We start from the raw sequence: 20,637 nt of genomic DNA, 5'->3' as shown, positions 1-20,637 counted from the left end.
ACATGCGAATTTCCGGCGTGTCTGCCGGGGTTGTTGGGGCGCGTCTCGGGCTAGGCGAGACCCGGTCGTGCCTCGAGCGAGGTCACCAGCGCCAGGGTCGAGGCCATATGCGCCTCCATGGCCGTGCGCGCGGCGGCCGGATCGTGGGCGCGGATCGCGTTCACGATGCCGCGGTGCTGGTCCTGCTCGGAGCCCACCAGACGGTTCTGCTCGCGATAGCTGCGCACCTCCACCATGGTCTCGAACAGCTTGGCACCCACCGATTCGGTGAACCAGGTGAGCGCGCTGTTATTGGCGGCGCGGGCGATTTCCAGGTGCAGCAGGGCGTCCAGGCGCGGGTACAGGTCGGTGTCGCCGAGGGCGAGTTCCATCCGCTCGATCAGGGCCCCGAGGATCGCGATGCTCTCCTCGCTGGCGCGCTCGGCGGCGAGGCTTGCGGCCTGCACCTCAAGCGGGACCCGCACCTCCATCAGGGCCGTCAGTGGGGCGGCCTCGCGCTGCAGGGCGCGGCCGAGAAAGAGCGAGATCAGGTGACCGTCCAGCTCGCGGACCACCGCGTTGCGTCCGCTGGCTATCTCCACCAGACCGATCGCCTCGAGTGCGCTCAGGGCCTCGCGAACCACCGGCCGGCTGGCCCCAAACTGCTCACCCAGCGCCGCGGTGGAGGGCAGCGAGTCGCCGGGGTTCAGCTCGTTGCGCGAGATGTACAGCACCAGGGCGTCGAACATCTGCAGGCTGAGCTTATTGCGCGACACGGGTTCGAGCATGGTGGGCCTCCGGGGTGCGAGGGTGCGGGTTGCGATGATGCGCGTGCACGGGCGGGCGGTGCACGGGGTGCGCAGCGCCGAGATTCCGGGCCGCGGCGGTGTCCCGAGTCTATCGCCGGGGCACCGCCGGGCGGCGCAGGAGGGGCGCGTGCCGCTCGGATCGGCGCGGGTCCGGTCTCACCCGATTGTGCGCGCGCCCTTTCGGAGCACCCGGAAATCCGGCCGCCCTGCCCGGGTTAGCTGGTGGCCAGGGCCTCCGTCGGGGGCAGCCGGGCGGCGCGAATCGAGGGGTACACGCCGGCCACCGCGCCCACCAGCACGGCTCCGACCAGTCCGCCGATCACCGACTCCGGCGGGATGACCACGGGCCAGCCCTGCAGCAGCGTATAGCCCAGGGTGCCGGCGATCCCCAGCAGCGTTCCGATCACCCCGCCGGCTCCGGCCAGGAACACGGCCTCGATCAGGAACTGCAGGCGAATCTGCCCGCGGGCGGCCCCCAGGGCCCGGCGCAGGCCGATCTCGCGGCGACGCTCCAGCACCGAGACGATCATCGTATTGGCCACGCCGATCCCGCCCACCACCAGGGCGACCCCGGCCAGTCCCAGGAACAGGCCCGAGAACGTGTTCTGGGTGTGCCGCTTGGCCAGCAACGCCTCCGAGGGGCTGCTCACCTGGATCAGTCCGGGCGTCTGTGGATCGAGGGTCGCCGGGAGGACCGCGCGCACGGCCTCGATCTGCGACTCTTCGGCCGTTAGATACACCACGCTGGATCGGCCGTCGAACCCAAACGTGCTGCGGGCCGCATCCCAGCCGATGAACACCGCCTGTTCCAGCTCGGGGGTCACCGGCATCGCAGCCAGGATCCCGATCACCGCAAATCGGGTGCCACCCACATCGATCAGCCGCGCGGGCTGATCCGGGTCCACCTCGGCAATGCCCAACCAGCGCGCCGCCTGCGACCCCAGCACCACGGTGGGGTAGGCGGCAGCGGAGGGGTCGAGGAAGCGTCCCGAGGCGATCCTCCCGTGCACGGTGGTGAGCAGGTTATCGGGGGCGGCGAGGGTCGTGATGCCGGTGCTCAGGGTGTCCCCGACGTACTCGGTTCGACGCACGGTCTGGTGCACGTTGGCCACCGCCGAGACGTGTTCGACCGGTCCGATCCGCCCGGCCATCGCCGGAGCCCCGGGATCCAGGGTGATCGGATTATCCGGAGAGGACGCGGGCTGCGCCACCAGAATATTGGTGCCCAGCGCCGAGATATCGTTGAGCAGTTTTTGCTTGCCGGACGCGGGAATCGCGGTCACCAGGACCAGGGTCGCGATGCCGATCGCGATCCCCAGGCCCGAGAGTGCCGCGCGCCCGAGGCGTCCGCGCACCCCCTCGAAGCCGAGGCTCAGCACGTCGAGCGGGCTCAGCCGGGCGCGCAGACTCAGGCGGGCGGGCGCGGCGCTCATGCGGCCACCCGCTCGCTCAGCCGGCCGTCGCGAATCTCGACCCGGCGGGGCAGCTCGGCGGCAATCTGTTGATCGTGGGTGATCAGCGCGATGGTGGCTCCCTCGCGGTTGAGCTCGAGGAACAGGTCGAGAATTCGGCGTCCGGTGACCGAGTCCAGCGCGCCGGTGGGTTCATCGGCGAGGATCAGCGCGGGGGAGTTGACCAGGGCCCGGGCGATGCCCACCCGCTGCCGCTCCCCGCCGGAGAGCTCGTGGGGGCGGTGGGTAAAACGGTCGGCGAGGCCCACCCGGTCCAGCGCCTCACGAGCCAGGGCCGGACGTTGGCGGCGCGGGACGCCGGCGTAGAGCAGGCCCGTGGCCACGTTGTCCACGGCGGAGAGGCGCTCGTTGAGGTGCGACTGCTGGAACACAAACCCCAGGGTGCCCCCGCGCAGGGTCGAGAGTTCACGATCGTTCATCCGCGGGACCGAACGGCCGAGCAGCAGCACCTCGCCCGAGGTGGGGCGATCCAGGGTGCCACAGATGTTGAGGAGCGTGGACTTGCCCGATCCCGAGGGGCCCACAATCGCCAGGCACTCGCCCGGGTGTATGTCGAGGGAGACCCGATCCAGCGAGGTCACCCCGCCCGGATAGCGCTTGGTGACCTCGCTCAGGGAGAGGACAGCGGTCACGAGGCCACCACCACCCGGAGGCCCTCGGTGACGCCGTCGCCGGAGATTTCCACGTTTCCATCGGCAAAGAGGCCGGTGGTCACGGCGATGAGTTTCCCGGCCGGAGTCTCGATGGCCTGCGCCCCACCCTGCACGGTGATCAGCGCGGTCACCGGGACGATCAGGACGCCGGGGTGGGTCTGCCCGATGAAGCGCACCCGGGCACCCCCGGTTCCCGCGGCCGTGAGCTTTTCGGCGTCGGCGGGATCGGTGGTCAGGGTGACCGTGATGCTGGGAGTGCCGCCGCCCGAGTCCCCGGCGGGCGGGTTCTGAAGCGCGGCGATCGTGCCGGTGAGGGTCGAGCCATCGGGCAGCGTGACCGGAGCTTTTGCGCCCACGGCGATCCCACCCGCGCTGCCCGCGGGTACCGGGACGGTGATGACCCGGGTGGTGTCGGTCACGGTCAGGACCGGTCCGGAGGCGGGGTCGCCCACCCGCGCGCTGATCGCGTTGATTCGCAGTGGGCCGGGGTTTACCAGGAAGCGTTCGGGACTGATGATCCCGGTCTGGTCGAGCCCCTGTTTCTTCTGCCAGCGCTTAATGGCCGCCGAAAGGGCCGGGGTGAACACGCGATCCTCGCCGCCGCGCTGGGGTCCCACCGTGTAGCCCAGGGCCGCCAGGTTATCGGCGACCACGGCCACATCCTTGCCGTGCGGCGGACGCGGCGGGGTGGGTGGAGCCGGCGGCGGTGTCGCCGGCGGCGCACTCGGGTCGTCGGAGTTGCCCGGGTTGCCTGTGCCGCCGGAATTGCCGGTATTACCCGTGTTGTTGCTGGTGCCGCCGCCTGCGCTGCCACCGTTGCCCGCCCCGCCACCGCTGCCACCGCTGCCACCGCCGCCGGTCGTCCCGGCGAGCGAGAGCTCGCGGTAGAGCGGTGTCGTGCCGATCAGCAGCGTGACCGGCTCATCGTTGACGCGATACAGCTGGTCGCCCTGGTTGATCTCGGTACCGGCGGCCGGCAGCAGGGTGATAATCCCGGTGCCGGGACCGGTGACCGGATGGGCGGCCCCGAAATCGATTGTGGCCGGATAGTCGGTTCCGGTGGAAATATCGCCGCGGGTCACGGTCGCGGTGGGCCGATGGTCCGCCTTCACGGGCGGCGGCGCCGTGGGTGCCAGGGTCCACGCGAGCCCCGCGGCCGCCGCACCCACCAACAGAACCGCGATCCCGGAGATCCAGAGGGTGCGTTTGCCCGGGCGAAAACGCCGACTCACTTGCCGCTCCCGAAGGCCTGCAGGGTGCACTTCTGGTCGATGTCCCCGGCGTTATCGGGGATCGAGGTCATGCTGTCGTCATAGTTGGCGTCGAGGTTTTGCGCGTTGAGCAGGTGCATGAAGATCCCGTGATCGCGCAGGCAGGAGATCCACGCCACCGACTGATCGCGGAACTTCGGATTGGTGGCGGCCTCAAGCTCCTTCGGCATCAGCGGGAGGAGGTTGGTGCACGCGGCCTTGGCGGTGTCGGGCACCGGATCGGCGGCCCGCGGATAGGTGTCGGCCTTGGTGCCCGACTGCCCGGCGGCCCCCGGCGCGTTGCGGCCGTTATCGGCGGTCGCACCGTGGGCGATCAGGCAGGCGTTCCAGGCTCCGATCAGCTGGTCACGCCGCTCGGGGGAGTCGTCCAAACGCATCTGCGGGCGGCCCGAGCCCTCGCCGTCGGCGGTGTTCCCGGCGGGTGTGTTCGAAGTTCCCGAATCGGTCCCGGCACTCGAGGAGACCCGCGGAAGCTCGGCGACCCGGGTGATCCCGGTGTCCGAGTCCTGGGCGCAGCCGCTGAGGATTGCGGCGAGAATCAGTGCCGGGACCAGCAGGATCCGCGGCGTCAAAAACGATCGTGAAACAGTCATGGCGGCCACGCTAGGCACATAATGTCAGGCAAATGTTAGGAACGTGTGTGCGTTTGCCCCAACGGGCGTGATCCGCCGGTTTCCCGCGGATTCCCGGGCTTAGACTACCGTCATGGCCGAACTGTTAATTGCCGAGGACGACCCCGCGCAGGCCGAGCTGATCCGGCTCTATGCGCAGAATGAGGGGCACCACGTGACCGTGGTCCCCGATGGGCGCGCGGCCCTCGACGAGGTGCGCCGGAAGACCCCGGATCTGCTGATCCTCGACGTGATGATGCCCAGGCTGGACGGCCTGGATGTGTGCCGCATCCTGCGCGCCGAATCCGCGGTCCCGATCCTGATGGTCACCGCCAAGACCTCCGAGGACGACCTGCTGCTGGGCCTCGACCTCGGCGCCGACGACTACCTCACCAAGCCCTACAGTCCGCGCGAGCTGATGGCCCGGGTCCGCGCGCTGCTGCGCCGCGACGCCCGCGGAACGGTGGCACCGGTGATCCGCGTGGGCGCACTGGAGATCGATCCGGGTCGCCATGAGGCCCGACTCGGCGGCACCGTTTTGGACCTGACCCCCGGCGAGTTTGCGTTTCTCGCCCAGCTCGCGCAGGCCCCGGGCCAGGTCTTTACCCGCGAGCAGCTGATCCGTAATCTGCACGGGGTGGACCGCTATATTTCGCGGCGGACAATCGACGTCCACGTGTCCAATGTGCGCAAGAAGGTTGAGCAGAACCCCGCCCATCCGCAGCTGATTCGCACGATTTACGGGGTGGGTTATAAGTTGCTGGATCCCGATGCGTAGGCCGGTGGATCCCGGCCATCGGGTGCCGTGGCCGCGCAGTCTGGTGGTGCCGCTGTTTGTGCTGACCGCGGCAATCGTGGCGGTGTCCGTGGCCGCGGCCGTCTGGATGACCGTGTCGGCCACCGCAACCGCCGTGGAGCAGAAGCGCGACCAGACGGTCACCACCGATACCGCCGTCTATGACGACCTGGTGGGCTATGCGGCGACCCACACGCACTGGGATGCCGTGGGTCCGGAGCTGAGGCGACTGGCGAGCGAGAACGAGGTGACCCTGACCCTGATGGATGAGTCGGGGGATCTGATCGCCACGACCGCTAAAAAGTCGGCCCAGCTGCCCCGGCCCGACCTGGCTCGCGCGATCCTCAACCCCCTGGCGCTGGATCCCTCCCTCGCGCCCTCGGCGCGGATCACCGCCCCGGAACCGGATGAGGATCCCGAACCGGGGGAGTCCGCGGCACCCGGTTCGTCACCCACCTCGGAACCCTCCGAGAAGCCCGGGCAGGCATCGGGGGGAGCATCTCCCGCGCCCTCCCGCGACGGGACGACGGCCGGCGGGCCGCCGAGTTTCTCGGTCATCGACCCGCGGGCGGTCGGCCCGTTCCGGCTGAACGATGAGGAACGGGACCAGAAGATCGCCGAAGCGAAAACCCTGGTGACCTGCCTGAGCACCAACGGTGTGTCCGGGGTGCTGAGCGATACCGCGCCCAATGGGCGCCCGGTGGTTTCGATGCCCACGGGCACCCAGACCCCGCGTCCCTGCCTCGAGGACGAGGGCCTGTTGAGCAAGCCCACCCAGAGCGAGTACACGGCCCTTCAGGCGCTGGACACCCTGGTCAACGACTGCCTGGCCCGCTCCGGTGAGGATCCGATCATCCTGGACACCGACCTGAGCTGGACCTCGGTAGATAGCGACCGGGAGTCCAACCGGGGCGTGAGCGGCTGCATCGAAACCTCGCGTCAGGAACAGCTGGCCTCCAGCGTGGCCGAACCCGCGCGCCTCTTTATTCAGGGGCAGGATGCCACGGCCCGCGTGTTTTGGGACTTCTCCGGGGAGAACCAGCTGCGGCTGACCCTGCTGATCGCCGGACTTTTGGTGCTGACCCTGGGCCTCAGCCTGTATGGCGGACTGCGGCTGACCCGTCCGCTGCGCACCCTGGCCGCCGCGGCCGCCCGCGCCAGCGACGGCGACCTGCGGGCGCGCGCCGACGTGCGCCGCCGCGACGAGGTGGGCGCCGTGGCCACGGCGTTTAACACGATGGCCGAGCGCCGGGAAACCCTGGAATCCTCGCGGAACGCGATGATGAGTGACATCTCCCACGAGCTGCGCACCCCGATCGCCACGATGCGGGGGTGGGTCGAGGCTGCCGAGGATAACCTGGTGACCCCGGATGCCGCGTTCCTGGCCACCCTGCACCGGGAAACCCTGGTGCTGCAGCGACTGGTGGATGACCTGCACCAGCTCTCGCTGGCCGAGGCGGGGGAGCTGTCCCTGGAAATCGAAGATATTCCGCTGCGGGAATTCCTCGATCAGTTCGAGGCCGCGGCGCGGGGTCTCAGCGACCAGGCAGGCATCACCCTGACCGCGATCGCCGATCCTGCCCTGCCCGCCGACGCGATGGTGCGCGCGGATCCCTTCCGCCTACGCCAGGCCCTGCTCAACCTGGTGTCCAATGCGGTGCGGCACACTCCGGAGGGCGGTCGCATCACGATCACCGCCGAGCGCCGCGGCGACGCAATGCCGGGAGAGGATCGCGGTGCCGAAGGACGTTCGAGGGATGAGCGCCGTGGCGAGGTCCGGTCGAAGGACGAGCGCCCGGGCAACGAGGTTTCGGGTGGAGTACCTGACGGTATCGCGTTCACGGTGACCGACACCGGTTCGGGCATCCCCGCCGAGGAGGTTCCCTTCGTCTTCGATCGGTTCCGCCGTGCCGATAAGTCGCGCACCCGCGCCACCGGCGGCAGCGGCCTGGGCCTGGCCATCGTGCGTGAAATCCTGCGCCTCCACGGCGGCTCCGCGACCCTGACCAGCACCCAGGGAACCGGCACCGCGGTGACCCTGTGGTTCCCCGATGCGCCGCCCCTCACCGACCGGAGCGGAACGCCGTCGAGGTGAGCCCGGGCGCTCACCAGCCGGACCGGGCAACGTATCTTGCGATGTTCGCTCGGTGCCCCGGCATCGACACCGAATAATGCAAAACAGGAGGCACCCACTCGAGTGAGTGGGTGCCTCCTGTTGTATCGCCCGGCACGAGGCCGGACAACGGTTGGCTAGCGACGAGCGCTAGCGCCTAGTGGCGGGGCTTGCGGTCGAAGCCGCGGTCTCCACGGTCCTCGCGCGGGGCGCGGTCGCGGTTCCAGCTGCCACCGCGGTCGCCGCGGTCCTCACGGTTGTCGCGCTCGAAGCGGTTCTCCCGGCGGGCGGGGGCGCCGCGGTCGGCGCGGATCTCGATCAGCTGGCCGCTGATGCGGGTGTTTGCCAGGCGATCCAGGGTGTCCGCGGGCATCGAGGCGGGCAGCTCCACCAGGGAGAAGTCCGGACGGATCTGGATCGCGCCGAAGTCCTCGCGGTTCAGTCCACCCTCATTGGCCAGGGCACCAACGATCTGACGCGGCTCGACGCGGTGACGACGACCCACGGCGATGCGGTAGGTGGTCATCGGGGCGCCGGAGTTGCGCGGGCGGCGCTCCTCGCGGTCAAAGCGGTTGCCACGGTCTCCGCGGTCGTCCCGGTCAAAACGCGATCCACCACGGGCGTCACGGTCGCGACCGCCCCGCTCGTCCCGGCTGAACTCGCGTGCCTCACGCTCGCGACGACGGGCGTCGCGCTCGTCCTCGGCGTTGAGCAGCAGCGGGGTCTCACCCTGGGCAACCACGGCGAGGGCCGCGGCAACGTCTGCCTCGGGAACGTCGTGGTGCTCGACGTAGTGGGCGATGATGTCGCGGAAGCGATCGATCCGGCTGGTCTGCTCGAGCGCCGCGGTGATCGAGTCATCGAAGCGGCTCAGGCGGGTGGTGTTCACATCGTCCACGCTGGGCAGCGACATCTGGGTCAGCGGCTGGCGGGTGGCCCGCTCAATCGCGGTCAGTAGACGACGCTCGCGCGGGGTGACAAACGAGATCGCGTCACCGGTACGACCGGCACGGCCGGTGCGGCCGATGCGGTGCACGTAGGACTCGGTGTCCACCGGGATGTCGAAGTTGATGACGTGGCTGATGCGCTCCACGTCCAGGCCTCGTGCGGCCACATCGGTGGCAACCAGGATGTCGAGCTTGCCCGACTTCAGCTGGTTCACGGTGCGCTCACGCTGAGCCTGAGCAATGTCACCGTTGATCGCGGCGGCGGAGAATCCGCGAGCCCGCAGCTTCTCGGCCAGGGTCTCGGTCTCGTTCTTGGTGCGGGTGAAGATGATCATGCCCTCGAAGTTCTCGGTTTCGAGAATTCGGGTCAGGGCGTCAACCTTCTGGGCGTAGGACACCACCATGTAGCGCTGGGTGATGTTGGCAGACGTGGTGGTCTTGCCCTTGATGGTGACCTCTTGGGGATCGTTCAGGTACTGTGCCGAGATGCGGCGGATTGCCTGGGGCATGGTGGCCGAGAACAGGGCCACCTGCTTGGAATCCGGAGTGTCCGCGAGGATCGTTTCCACGTCCTCGGCAAAACCCATCTTCAGCATCTCGTCGGCCTCATCGAGCACGAGGAATCGCAGCTCGGAGAGATCCAGGGTGCCCTTGTTGAGGTGATCCATGATCCGACCCGGGGTACCCACAACAACCTGTACACCGCGACGCAGCGCGGAGAGCTGAACGCCGTAGCCCTGGCCACCGTAAACGGGGAGGACGCGGACACCGCGCTGGTGGGCGGCGTACTTTTCGAACGCCTCACACACCTGCAGCGCGAGCTCACGGGTCGGCGCAAGCACGAGTGCCTGCGGGGTTTTCTGGTCCGGGTCGAGCCGGGAAAGGATCGGCAGCGCGAACGCAGCGGTCTTTCCGGTTCCGGTCTGGGCAAGGCCTACGACGTCGCGGCCCTCGAGCAGCGGGGGAATCGTGGCGGCCTGAATTGCGGAGGGGGTTTCGTACCCGACGTCCTTCAGGGCCTTCAGGACCGAGTCACTCAGTCCGAGTTCGGAGAAGGGAATGGTATCGGAGTCGGGGGAAGTCATAACTTCCAGAGTACCCGTTTTTGCCCGTGTTAGTTGACCGAAGTTTGAACGCGTGTTAGCGTTCCGGGGTGATAATCGACGAGATCGACAGGGCCTAGCCTCCGCCCCGGCGGTGGCATGCGCGCGCAGCCCCAGGGTTGATCCCCTTTTTCTGAGGGATCCCCGGGTGCCTGATCCGCGCCCGGTTGGTATTTCCACCGGGCGCGCACTCTAGGGAGTGTCGCGGGGTTTTTCCCCATTCGAATCGCTGCGTGTGCTCGGTCTACCGTCCGCACATCACCCGCACCCCGCCGCGCTCTTCGCGGTGCCCGGGTGCCCTCGTTGGTGTGCGATATCCATTTCTCGCTGCCCGGATGCGCCCACAGGCCCCGGGTATAACGAAAGGACAACGTATGTCCCAGCACCCTCAACCCGCCATCTCGCTGTTCGATCTGAGCCTGACTCGACCCGATGGGACGGTGACCCTCGACGGGCTCTCGGGCACCATCGGGGTCGGCCGCACCGGTCTGATCGGCACCAATGGGTCGGGAAAATCCACCCTGCTTCGGCTCATCGCCGGGGAACTGACCCCGACCCGGGGGCGGGTGGTGACCGGGGGAGCGGTGGGGTACCTGCCGCAAACCCTGACCCTGGATACCGACGCGACCCTGGCCGACGTCCTGGGGATCGGACCGCAGCTGCGCGCCTTCCGCGCGATCGAATCCGGGGATGTGGATCCCCGCCACTTCGACGTCCTCGGCGACCGCTGGGACGTGGAGGCCCAGGGGTCCCGCGCCCTGGCCGAGTGCGGACTGCCCGAGACCGACCTCGACCGGAGGATCGGCACGGTGTCCGGCGGCGAGGCCATGCTCGTCGCAATCGCCGGCCTTCGCCTGGCCCGGGCCCCGATCACGCTGCTGGATGAACCCAGCAACAACCTGGACCGCGATGCCCGGAGCACGCTCTATCGGATGGTCGAAACCTGGCCGGGCACCCTCGTGGTGGTCAGCCACGACACCGTGCTGCTGGATCGGATGGAGCAGACCGCCGAACTCTTCGCCGGTTCCCTCACCGTGTTTGGTGGACCCTATTCGGCCTGGCGGGCGCACCATGAGCAGGAGCAGGCGGCCGCGATCCAGGCCGAGCGCAGCGCCGACCTGGCGGTTAAGAAGGAGCGGCGTCAGCGTCAGGAGGCCGAAACCCTGCTGGCACGTCGGCTCCGCGCGGGGAAGAAGGCCAGTGAGCAGCGTCGCGGCGACAAGATCGTGATGAATCAGCGCGCCTCCGAGGCGCAGGAGTCGGCGGGCAAGCTGCGCGGCAACCTGGAAAACCGGGTGGAGGCGGCCACCGAGGCGCGCGATCGCGCGGCCGAGCGGGTGCGCCGGGAGGAGAGCATCCACCTGGAGCTGCCCGATCCCCGGGTGGCACGGTCGCGGCGGATCGCCGAGTTCGAGCTGGCCGGGCGCACCCTGGTCATCCAGGGACCCGAGCGGGTGGCGCTGATCGGCGGCAACGGGGTGGGGAAAACCACCCTGCTGCGCGAGCTCCTGGACACCACATCCACGAGGCGGGCACGCCTGCTCACCGATCGCGTGGGATATCTGGCGCAGCGTCTCGACGGCCTTGTCGAGGGGGCGAGCGCGCTGGAGAACCTCCGCCTGGCGGCCCCCGAGACTCCGGACGGGGAGATTCGCGGCATCCTGGCACGGATGCTCCTGCGCGGGGATGCGGTGCATCGTCCGGTGTCTACCCTGTCGGGCGGGGAGCGTTTTCGCGTCTCGCTGGCGCGGTTGCTATTTGCCGAGCCTCCCGCCCAGCTGCTAATCCTCGATGAGCCCACCAACAATCTCGACCTCGCGAGTGTGGATCGCCTGGTCGAGGCGCTGAGCGAGTATCGCGGGGCGCTGCTCGTGGTGAGCCATGATGACGCCTTCCTGGCGCGGATCCACTGCGACCGCGTCTGGGAGCTCACGGCCGAGGGTGCGCTGAACGAGCGGGGAGATATGTTCGCCGCCGAACCCGGAGATTCGAGATCACCCCTTGTGCGAGAGGACTGAGTCGCGTAAGCTGATCTATTGCTGCGTTATGTGAACGCGATCTACGCCCCCTCTAGCGTGATCGGCTCCATCCGGCCGGAGTCCCGTTGCAGGATCCCGCCGACGCTTTCGGATCGTGAACATTCCGATCAATCGAAATACCCGATGTATTTCCGATTGCTCCACATCCGATATCGCGAGTTTTCACACCCGGCAGGCGATCCCCGACGTGATCCGCCCGACGCCGCAGCCACCGCCATTCGGCCAGCCCGCCCTCGCGAGGCTCCGCTCCGGCACACACAAATTCGGGAGGGTGCGTTGTCGCACGCCCGGCACAGACATAAAGGAAGTAATCATGAACACCAACACCCGTATCCACCAGAGCCCGCCGACCGCGTTTTTCCTCGACGGATTCCACGCGGCCACCCGTGCTCGCGGCGTTCGTCCCGGCCACTTCGCCGCGACCCGCGCCGCCGCCCTGCTGGACTGGCGTAACACCCACCTGCACCTCGGTTACCCCGAGCAGACCCGCGGCCTCGCCGAGGTTCGCCGTGGTTGGGACACCGCCGTATCCCTGGGATCCGACGTCGCCCTGGCCGCCTAGTCATGCAGAGCTGAAGGCCCCGTACACACCGTACGGGGCCTTTGTTGTACCCGGGCCTAGGCGGCGGGGATGGTCTGGATGGTCACCCGGTCCTGGTTGATGATCTCGCCAGCATCGTTGATATAGGCCACGCGCACGGCCTCGTGGGTGTCGGTGGTGACGTTTTCCAGGGTGCGTCCGGCGGGGATCGGCAGGTACTCGGTGCCCCACTCGACCAGCGCCGAGAGGACCGGGAGCAGGGCCATTCCCGCGGGGGTCAGGTGGTAGTCGTCGCGGGCGCGCTCGCCGGCCTCGCGGTAGGAGCGACGCTCCATCACCCCGGCGTTCACCAGGGAGGTGAGGCGCTTGGTGAGGATGTCGCTGGGGATGCCGATCGCGCGGAAGTCGGCGAAGCGGGTGGCCCCGGCCACGGCTTCACGCACGATCATGAGTGACCATTTTTGTCCCAGCAAATCCAGGCTGCGGGCAATCGGACACAGGCTTTCGGGGTACAGACCGGTCGGATTCATGACTCCAGAATACATCACGGTTTGATTTTCCAACACAGCATGCTAGGTTTGGTTTTCCAAGTGAGCGAGATGGTCTCGCCCTGATGTATCGGAGAACCCCATGACCACCCTGACCAATGCCGTAGTTCTCGTGACCGGCGCCAACGGAGGCCTCGGCGTCCACTTTGTTGAGCAGGCCCTCGCCCGCGGTGCCGCCAAGGTCTACGCGACCGCCCGCACCCCGCGCGCCTGGGATGACGCCCGCGTAGTGCCGCTGCGCCTGGACGTGACCGACCCCGCCTCGATCGCCGACGTGCTCGCGCAGACCGGGGACACGACCGTGCTGATCAACAACGCGGGAATCGAGAAGTTCGGAGCGCTGCTGACCCTGGATGCTGAGGACGTGCGCGCGATCTATGAGACCAACGTGTTCGCCCCGCTCGCCCTGGTTCAGGCCTATGCGCCGGTGCTCGCCGGCCACGGCGGCGGCGCGATCATCAACGTGCACTCGGCGCTGAGCTGGATCGGCTTCCCGGGCATCTACTCGTCCACCAAGTCCGCGTTCTGGGGCCTCACCAACTCGCTTCGGGTTGAGCTTCTGGCGCAGGGTACCCACGTCCTGGGTGCCCACTTCGGTTACACCGACACCCCGATGACCGCCCACCTCGACGTGGAGAAGGGCCGACCCGAGGACGTGGCGAACAACATCTTTGATGCCCTCGAAGCCGGAGAGCACGAGGCACTGGCGGATGCGACCGCCCGCGGTGCCCACGCCTCGCTGACCAGCTCGTTGGCGAAGCGCTACGCGACCTTCGGGATCACCCTCTAGCGGACTCGCGCCTCGGGGTGGGGACACGCTGGACACACCCCGAGGCGCGTGGCTGTCCGCGGTGCCCGGGACCTGCGGGAGAATGGGGGAATGCGCAAGAACCGTTCCGAGCTGTCCCGATCCGATGCCGCCACCCGGATTTCCGCCTACGTCTACGGAAACCTGCTGGTTCTGGCAGCACTGGTGAGCCAGCACCCCGACGAGGTTGCGCACGGCCGAGCGGCGGTCATCGTGCTGGCCACCGGATTTACCACGTACCTCGCGCACACCTTCGCCGAATCGCTCGGCGAGCGGGTGCGCTACGACGCCAAGCCCAGCCGCGAGATGGTGCGGCACGAGCTGCGCAACGCTCTGCCCATCGTCTCGGCGACCACAACCCCCGCGTTGCTGCTTGCGGCCGCGGCCTGGGGCTGGATTTCGGCTCCGCTGGCGCTGGGTCTGGCAATCGCGGTGACCGTGGTGCGGATGGGTTTCCTCGGCCTGGTGCTGGGACACCTGCGCAATAAGAAGGCCTCGCTGCGCTCGCTGCTGACCGGGATCGGACTCGCGGTCGCGTGTGCGGGGATCGCGATCCTCAAGGCCGTGCTGCTGCACTAGCCCCGCGTGCCGCGCAGCCTACCGGGGGAGAGCCCCGTCCAGCGCACGCAGGCGCGGCGCAGCGAGCGCTCATCTGCGAACCCCAGCTCCGCGCTGATCCGGATCAGCGGAAGCGTGTTTTCCTCCAGGAGGTGCAGCGCGCGTTCGCGGCGCACCCCGTCGACAATCTCCGCAAAGGTGGTGCCGAGTTCGGCGAGACGGCGGCGCAGGGTCCGCTCGGTCAGGTGGAGCGCGCGGGCGGCCTCGCCGATTGCCGGGATCTCGGGCAGCGCGCGGGCGATCCGGGCCTCCAGGAGCCGATAGAGTTCCTGCCGGTCGCCGATGCGGGTGGTCAGCTCGCTCAGCAGGGCGCGCGTCTGGGCGTGAACCCAGGGGTCGGCCCCGGGAAGGCGGCGTTCGGGCCATCCGGCGGGCAGTGTCCACTCGGTGTGATCCGCGCCGAAGGCCACCGGACAGCCAAAGAGGTCGCGATATTCGCCGGCATACGGGGGCGGCGCGCACGCGAAGCTCACCCGGGCCGGACGGAAACTCGGATCGAGGGCCGTACGCACCATTCGGGTGATGTTGGCGATGCCCTCCTCGATCAGAAACCGGCCCACCGGATCGTCCGCCGCGACCGCCGTGAGCTCGGCACGCACATGGGTGTGGGCCTCATCCTCGCGCACGCTCCACACGACCATCGATCCGGCCAGGTTTTGGAACTCGATACCCAGCCGGATCGCGGCGATCAGCGTGGGGGCCGTCATCATCCCAAACCCCACCGGACCCGAGGCGGCGATGTGCTGCGCGGTCCCCACCAGGAGGCCGAGGTCCGCGCGGGGGCTGCGCGCGAGCGCCGCGCGAATGACCGCGTCCCCCTGGCGAAAGGACACCCGCAGCTCGGGACTGTTCAGCAGGTCCGGAGTGAGGCCGACACGCTCCAGGGCGTCGCCGAGGTCGACCCCGAGCTCCCCGGACACCCGGGCCAGATAGCGCAGGATATTTGGCGCGATGGTGGCCGAGATCGCGCCCGCGGGTGGGGTCGGCGTCGCGGTAGTGGGGATTAATTCGGCCATGACCAGACACTAGCACTGGCCGCTAGGGTCCGCTATTGGTCCGTCGGGGCCCGCGAAATCGGGGCGTCCCGGCGATAGCGTGGCTGCAGGCGTCCACGAGGACGTGGTCGCCGGCCCGATTGGAGTCACGATGAGCACCGCAGCCCTCCCCAAGAATCTGCATGACACCTGCGTGATCGGCGCGGGCCCGGCCGGCCTGGCGGTCGCCCGGGCCCTCGCCCAGCACGGGCTCCCGTATACCCAGATCGAGCGCCATACCGCCACCGGCGGAGTCTGGGACATCGATGCCCCGGGCACCCCCATGTACGAGTCGGCACACTTTATCTCCAGCCGCACCCTCTCCGGGTTCGACGGGTTCCCGATGCCCGACACCTATGCCGACTATCCGCCCCACCGGGACATCCTCGCCTACCTGCGCGCCTTCGCCGATGCCTACGGGCTGACCGAGAGGATCGAGTTCGGGGTGACGGTGAAAAACATCACCAAGCTGGAGGACGGATCCTGGCTGGTCGAGCGCGCCGACGGTACCGCGACCAGGCACGATAACGTGGTCTCCTGCACCGGTGCCCAGTGGTTCCCCAATGAACCCGAGATCCCCGGCGACTTCACCGGCGAAGTGCGTCACACGCTGACCTACCGCAGCCCGCACGAGTTCGAGGGCAAGCGGGTGCTGGTGGTGGGCGCGGGAAACTCCGGCTGCGATATCGCCTGCGATGCGGCCCGCAGCGCCGACCGGGCGGTGATCAGCATGCGCCGAGGCTACTGGTTCATCCCCAAACACATCTTCGGCCAGCCGGTGGACGTGTTTGCCGAAAACGGACCGCACCTACCCAAGCGGGTCGAGCAGGCGGTGTTCGGGACGATGCTGCGCCTGCTGATGGGCAAGCCCGAACGGCTGGGCCTGCAAAAGCCCGACCACCGTCTGTTTGAAACCCATCCGGTGCTCAACTCGATGCTCTGGCACCACCTGCAGCACGGGGATATCGAGGCGCGGCCGGGGATCAAGACCACCGCGGGCAAAACCGTGACCTTCACCGATGGGCGCAGCGAGGACTTTGACCTGATCCTGCTGGCCACCGGCTACCGCCACCTGGTCCCGCACGGGCAGGACTATTTCGGTGATCCCCAGCACCCCGACCTCTACCTCAGCTCGTTCTCGCGCGAGCACACCGGGCTCTTCGGGGTCGGCTATGTGGAGACCAACAGCGGTGCCTACCAGGTGTTTGATCTGCAGGCCCAGCTGATCGCCAACTATCTGGCCGCCCGCGCGCACGGGGCCGACAGCGCCGCCCGCTTCGCCTTCCTGATCCGCACCGAACGGCCCGATCTGAGCGGCGGGGTGAAGTTTGACCGCTCCCCGCGCCACCGCGGCTACGTGGATTCCCACGCGCTGACCTCGCATCTGCGGAAGCTCTTCACCCAGATGGGATGGGATTCGAAGGCGACACCCCCGCCCGGCGGATCCGCCGCGACATCGGGCCGGGCTGCCCGGGAACGGGTGCGCTGAGATGGCCTATAACTATGCGGGCAAGGTGATCGTGATCACCGGTGGGGCCGGGGACATCGGCATGTCCCTGGCGCGCCGGATCGCGCCACTGGGGGCCCGGGTGATCCTGGTGGATATTCGGGCCGAACGCGCGGTGACCCAGGCGGCCACCCTCCCCGTGCATCCGGCCGCCGGGGGTGCCCACGTGGGACTCGGCTGCGACCTGACCAAGCGGGACTTGGTGGAGGAGCTGATCGCGCACATCGAGGACACCTTTGGCCGCATCGACGTGCTGGTCAACAATGCCGGAATGACCTCCTCGGAGCGCTTTGCCGAGCGCAGCGTGGAGAGCATCGAGCGCGAGCTCACGGTCAACCTCACGGCGCCGCTGGTGCTCACCCGGCTGGCCATCCCGCTGCTGGAGCGTGCGGGGGATCCGCGGATCATCTCCACGGTGTCACTTGGCGGTGTCTTCCCGCTCGGGGAAACTCCGATCTATACGGCTTCGAAATTTGGGCTGCGCGGGGCGATGCTCTCGATTGGCCTCGACCTGGCCGCGCGCGGGATTCGAGTCGGGTCGGTGCTGCCGTCGGCCACCGATACCCGGATGCTCCGCCAGGAGGCGATCGAGGGGGGCAATTCGCTTCAGTTCCAGGATCCGCCCCAGCCGCCCGAACGCGTGGTCAAGGCCATGATGAGCCTGCTGGATCGGCCGCGACTCGAGGCCTATCCGCGGATCGGCGAATCGCGGCTGCTGCGCGCGGTTATGACGATGCCCAACGTACTACCGCGACTGCTGCCGATGTTCCGCAAGCGCGGGGACCGAGGCATGGCGAAGTTTGTCCGTGAGCTCGCCGCCCGCGGCGATATCGTCCGGACCGAGACCGGGTGGCGGCTCGCCGAGGGCGAGGCCCACCCCGAGCTCACCCAGCCGTAGCGTCCGCCCGCACTCGCACTCGCACTCGCGCCCGCGCCCGCATCCACCCCACGCCCGTTACCCAGCCCCGGCCCGCCTCCACCAACCCGAAGGACCCCTCCGTGACTCAGCCCGCCACCCTGCCCCTCCTGCGCCCGCGCGACGGATCGGCCGGAGACACCCCGATCCCCGCGGTCTCGGCCGCCGAGGTTTCTGAGCATGCCCGCGACGCCGAGCGCGTCTACGCCTCCGGAGTCTGGTCGGGGCTGGAACCTCGGGAGCGGGCGGCGGCGCTGCTGCGTCTGGCCGACCTCATGCAGCGCGACGCAGACGTGCTCGCCCGGCTCGAGTGTGAGGACGCGGGCAAACCGATCCGCGAGTGCGTGGAAAACGACGTCCCCGGGGCGATCGAGTCGATCCGCTGGTTCGCCGAGGCCGTGGACAAGCTCACCGGGCAGACCACCCCCGCGGGCCCGGGCGTGATCGCCCTGACCGAGCGCGAGCCCTTCGGCGTGGTCGCCGCGATCCTGCCCTGGAACTACCCGCTGGCGATGGCCGCGTGGAAGATTGCCCCGGCGCTCGCCGTGGGCAACGCCCTGATCCTGAAGCCCGCCGACACCACCCCGCGCTCGGTGCTGCACGTGGAAAAGCTCGCGCTCGAGGCGGGGATCCCCGCCGGCGTGCTGCGGGTGCTGCCGGGAACCGGGTCCGAGACCGGGGCGGCGCTCGCCCGAGACCCGCGCATCGGCGCGCTCTCCTTTACCGGGTCCACCCGCACCGGTCGGGCGATCCTCTCCGCGGCCGCCGAAACCAACCTCAAGCGGGTCTCGCTGGAGATGGGTGGCAAGAGCCCGCAGGTCATCTTCGCCGATGCGCTGGGCTATGGCGAGGACCTGATTTCCCAGGCCCTCGAGTGCGCGTTTGTCACCGCCGGGCAGAACTGCACGGCCGGGTCGCGGATCCTGGTGGAGGCTTCGATCGCCGAGGAGTTCACCCGTCGGTTTGTCGCCGCCGCGCGTGCGCTGCGGGTCGGCGATCCCGAGGATCCGAACACCGATATCGGTCCGGTGATCAACGGCGATGCCGCCCGGCGCATGCTCGCGGTGGTCGAGGAAGCTCGGGCGGGCGGTGCCCGCGTGCTGCTGGGTGGCGAGGAGGTCCCGGTGATTCCGGGTGGGCACTATGTAACCCCCACCGTCCTGGACCGGGTGCCCGCGGATGCGCGCATCCTGAGCGAGGAGCTGTTTGGGCCAATCGTCACGATCCAGACCTTCACCACCGAGACCGAGGCGATCGCCCTGGCCAACGACACCCCCTATGGCCTGGCCGCCTCGGTGTGGTCCTCGAACATCGACCGGGCCCTGGGTGTGGCCCGCGCGATCCGCGCCGGGGTGGTCTCGATTAACTCCTACAGCGAGGGGGACCTCACCAGCCCGTTCGGCGGCTGGGGCGAGTCCGGCTTCGGCGGGGTCGAGAAGTCGCTGCGCGCGTTTGAGCAGTGGACCCGAGAAAAGGCGATCTGGGTGCAGCTGCACCGCTAGCTGCGCCCCTCGGCTCAGGCCCGCCGGTCGCTCACGCCCGCCGCGTCGCGTCGCCTGGGCCACACTTCCCGGCCGGCCGAGCAACCCCTAGCGGATGCTCTTGAGCCGGGTGATCATCCACACCCCGCCGAGCGCGAACACCGCGGTGGCCACAAAGAGCAGGGTGTAGCCGCCGCTGGCGGTGATCAGGATCGCCGCGATCAGTGGCGCAATCGTGGTGGGCACCACCAGGCCGATGTTCATGATGCCCAGGTCCTTGGCACGGTTCTCGGCGTCGGGGAGCACCCGGGTCACCACCGCCTGGCCCACCGACATCGACGCCCCGAAGCCGCCGCCGATAAACGCGGCGGCGATGATCGCCATCACAAAGCTCGGCGCGAAGACCAGCAGCGCCGCCGCGAGGGCCTGGGCCAGGCCGGCGATGATCAGGACCCCGCGCTGGCGTCCGGTCCGGTCCGAATAGAGTCCAGCCAGATAGGTGAAGGCGAGGGCGGCGGCCAGATAGACCAGGGTCACGATCAGCAGCGCGTCCTCGGGGCTATCCATCTGTAGGCCGTCGGTGAGGAAAAAGAGCATGTAGCAGGTGCCCAGCGAGTTGGCCAGGTTCACCAGCGTGCGGCTCCCGAACGCCCAGGCAAACTCGGGGTGCCGCCGCGGGTTAACCCAGAGGCCCGAGGCGATTGCCGAGAAGGTCAGCGGGGGCGTGCGCATGCCGCGGCGCTCGCGGTGGATCCAGACAAACGGGATCGCGCACAGCACCAGGGCGATCCCCAGCAGCTGATACGCGGTGCGCAGCTGCAGGGCAAACAGGGTCACGGCGGCGATGCCGATCACCACGCCCAGGGCCTGCGGGCCGTAGATCGCACTCGAGAGGATGCCGCGCTGGCGCTCGGGCACCCGGTCCGCGATGACCGCGGTGAGACCACCCATCATCGCGCTGGCCCCCGCCGTGGCCACCGACCACCACAGGACCACCCCGCCGGTGCTCGTCTGTTCGCCCACCAGGGCCACGGCCAGCGCCCCCACAAACGCGCCCCCGGCGATCCAGAGGCGGCGCCGACCAAAGCGCGAGATGGTTCGATCGCACAGCGCTCCAAAAACCGGCAGGGTCACGAGGGCCACGACCCCGGCCACGCCGTTGGTGATCGCCAGGTCGCGCACCTTATCGCCGGGATTCAGGGCCTGAAACTGGCTGGGCAGCAGGAGCTGGAGGGGCACCAGGCTGGCCATCCAGTAGCCAAACCAGGCCAGGGTGAAGGCCGAGATCCATCGCCCGGACACCGGGGTCTCGGGAATGAGTGCGCCGGGATCCGGGGCGGTGATGGGGGGATGGGGCATCATCGTCTCGCAATCGTCTGGGGCAATCTCAC

Annotated in this window: 18 protein-coding genes; 9 read left to right on the top strand and 9 right to left on the bottom strand. The window is 68.8% G+C overall.

Annotated features, from left to right (window positions below; genetic code table 11):
* Positions 1-50 precede the first annotated feature (50 nt).
* The 5 genes from C7C57_RS09715 to C7C57_RS09695 all read right to left on the bottom strand — a co-directional run bounded on the left by C7C57_RS09715 (position 51) and on the right by C7C57_RS09695 (position 4,777).
* Entirely contained in the window at positions 51-767 is a 717-nt protein-coding gene (locus C7C57_RS09715) for a FadR/GntR family transcriptional regulator (RefSeq protein WP_187976245.1), read from the bottom strand.
* A gap of 236 nt (positions 768-1,003) precedes the next feature.
* The gene (locus C7C57_RS09710; RefSeq protein WP_187976244.1) at positions 1,004-2,221 is read right to left on the bottom strand and encodes an ABC transporter permease; all 1,218 of its coding nucleotides are present in this window, start codon (positions 2,219-2,221) and stop codon (positions 1,004-1,006) included.
* Positions 2,218-2,892 (bottom strand): ABC transporter ATP-binding protein, encoded by a 675-nt coding sequence (locus C7C57_RS09705; protein ID WP_187976243.1) that lies wholly within the window; start codon positions 2,890-2,892, stop codon positions 2,218-2,220. Before C7C57_RS09705 ends, C7C57_RS09710 begins: the two co-directional genes overlap by 4 nt.
* Positions 2,889-4,145 carry a peptidoglycan-binding protein gene (locus C7C57_RS09700; protein ID WP_187976242.1) on the bottom strand — a complete coding sequence of 419 codons (1,257 nt, stop codon included), beginning with the start codon at positions 4,143-4,145 and terminating at the stop codon, positions 2,889-2,891. The genes C7C57_RS09705 and C7C57_RS09700 overlap by 4 nt, the downstream gene beginning before the upstream one ends.
* The gene (locus C7C57_RS09695; protein WP_187976241.1) at positions 4,142-4,777 is read right to left on the bottom strand and encodes a hypothetical protein; all 636 of its coding nucleotides are present in this window, start codon (positions 4,775-4,777) and stop codon (positions 4,142-4,144) included. Before C7C57_RS09695 ends, C7C57_RS09700 begins: the two co-directional genes overlap by 4 nt.
* Positions 4,778-4,889: 112 nt before the next feature.
* On the opposite strand from C7C57_RS09695, the gene C7C57_RS09690 reads away from it, so the two are divergent.
* Together C7C57_RS09690 and C7C57_RS09685 are read left to right on the top strand one after the other, a co-directional pair.
* On the top strand, positions 4,890-5,573 hold the full coding sequence (locus C7C57_RS09690) for a response regulator transcription factor (protein ID WP_187976240.1): 684 nt from the start codon (positions 4,890-4,892) through the stop codon (positions 5,571-5,573).
* Positions 5,566-7,686, top strand: a complete 2,121-nt coding sequence (locus C7C57_RS09685; RefSeq protein WP_187976239.1) for an ATP-binding protein — start codon at positions 5,566-5,568, stop codon at positions 7,684-7,686. Before C7C57_RS09690 ends, C7C57_RS09685 begins: the two co-directional genes overlap by 8 nt.
* Before the next feature lie 175 nt (positions 7,687-7,861).
* On the opposite strand, the gene C7C57_RS09680 is transcribed toward C7C57_RS09685, so the two are convergent.
* Positions 7,862-9,736, bottom strand: a complete 1,875-nt coding sequence (locus C7C57_RS09680; protein ID WP_187976238.1) for a DEAD/DEAH box helicase — start codon at positions 9,734-9,736, stop codon at positions 7,862-7,864.
* Positions 9,737-10,128: 392 nt separating this feature from the next.
* Between C7C57_RS09680 and C7C57_RS09675 the strand changes: the two genes are divergently transcribed.
* Entirely contained in the window at positions 10,129-11,772 is a 1,644-nt protein-coding gene (locus C7C57_RS09675) for an ABC-F family ATP-binding cassette domain-containing protein (RefSeq protein ID WP_187976237.1), read from the top strand.
* A gap of 334 nt (positions 11,773-12,106) precedes the next feature.
* Complete coding sequence (locus C7C57_RS09670; RefSeq protein WP_187976236.1) at positions 12,107-12,355, top strand: hypothetical protein; 249 nt, start codon at positions 12,107-12,109, stop codon at positions 12,353-12,355.
* Between the two features lie 56 nt (positions 12,356-12,411).
* Here C7C57_RS09670 and C7C57_RS09665 read toward each other — a convergent pair whose 3' ends face one another.
* Positions 12,412-12,864, bottom strand: a complete 453-nt coding sequence (locus C7C57_RS09665; RefSeq protein WP_187976235.1) for a helix-turn-helix domain-containing protein — start codon at positions 12,862-12,864, stop codon at positions 12,412-12,414.
* A gap of 100 nt (positions 12,865-12,964) precedes the next feature.
* Here C7C57_RS09665 and C7C57_RS09660 point away from each other — a divergent pair, with 100 nt between their 5' ends.
* Positions 12,965-13,672 (top strand): SDR family oxidoreductase, encoded by a 708-nt coding sequence (locus tag C7C57_RS09660; RefSeq protein WP_187976234.1) that lies wholly within the window; start codon positions 12,965-12,967, stop codon positions 13,670-13,672.
* 90 nt (positions 13,673-13,762) lie between these two features.
* Complete coding sequence (locus C7C57_RS09655) at positions 13,763-14,269, top strand: hypothetical protein (protein WP_051701496.1); 507 nt, start codon at positions 13,763-13,765, stop codon at positions 14,267-14,269.
* Here C7C57_RS09655 and C7C57_RS09650 read toward each other — a convergent pair.
* Positions 14,266-15,324 (bottom strand): AraC family transcriptional regulator, encoded by a 1,059-nt coding sequence (locus C7C57_RS09650; RefSeq protein ID WP_187976233.1) that lies wholly within the window; start codon positions 15,322-15,324, stop codon positions 14,266-14,268. The genes C7C57_RS09655 and C7C57_RS09650 overlap by 4 nt on opposite strands.
* Before the next feature lie 130 nt (positions 15,325-15,454).
* Between C7C57_RS09650 and C7C57_RS09645 the strand changes: the two genes are divergently transcribed.
* From C7C57_RS09645 to C7C57_RS09635, 3 genes are all read left to right on the top strand, one after another.
* Positions 15,455-16,831, top strand: a complete 1,377-nt coding sequence (locus C7C57_RS09645) for an NAD(P)/FAD-dependent oxidoreductase (protein ID WP_187976232.1) — start codon at positions 15,455-15,457, stop codon at positions 16,829-16,831.
* Position 16,832: 1 nt separating this feature from the next.
* A complete protein-coding gene (locus tag C7C57_RS09640; RefSeq protein WP_187976231.1) occupies positions 16,833-17,747 on the top strand; it encodes an SDR family oxidoreductase in 915 nt (304 codons plus the stop codon).
* Between the two features lie 101 nt (positions 17,748-17,848).
* Entirely contained in the window at positions 17,849-19,267 is a 1,419-nt protein-coding gene (locus C7C57_RS09635; protein ID WP_187976230.1) for an aldehyde dehydrogenase family protein, read from the top strand.
* 87 nt (positions 19,268-19,354) lie between these two features.
* On the opposite strand, the gene C7C57_RS09630 is transcribed toward C7C57_RS09635, so the two are convergent.
* Positions 19,355-20,608 carry an MFS transporter gene (locus C7C57_RS09630; RefSeq protein ID WP_223144735.1) on the bottom strand — a complete coding sequence of 418 codons (1,254 nt, stop codon included), beginning with the start codon at positions 20,606-20,608 and terminating at the stop codon, positions 19,355-19,357.
* Positions 20,609-20,637 lie beyond the last annotated feature (29 nt).

Source organism: Mycetocola sp. JXN-3 (genome assembly GCF_014522285.1).
GTDB classification, from domain to species: Bacteria; Actinomycetota; Actinomycetes; order Actinomycetales; family Microbacteriaceae; genus Mycetocola; species Mycetocola saprophilus.
This window is presented reverse-complemented; position numbering and strand designations above follow the sequence as displayed.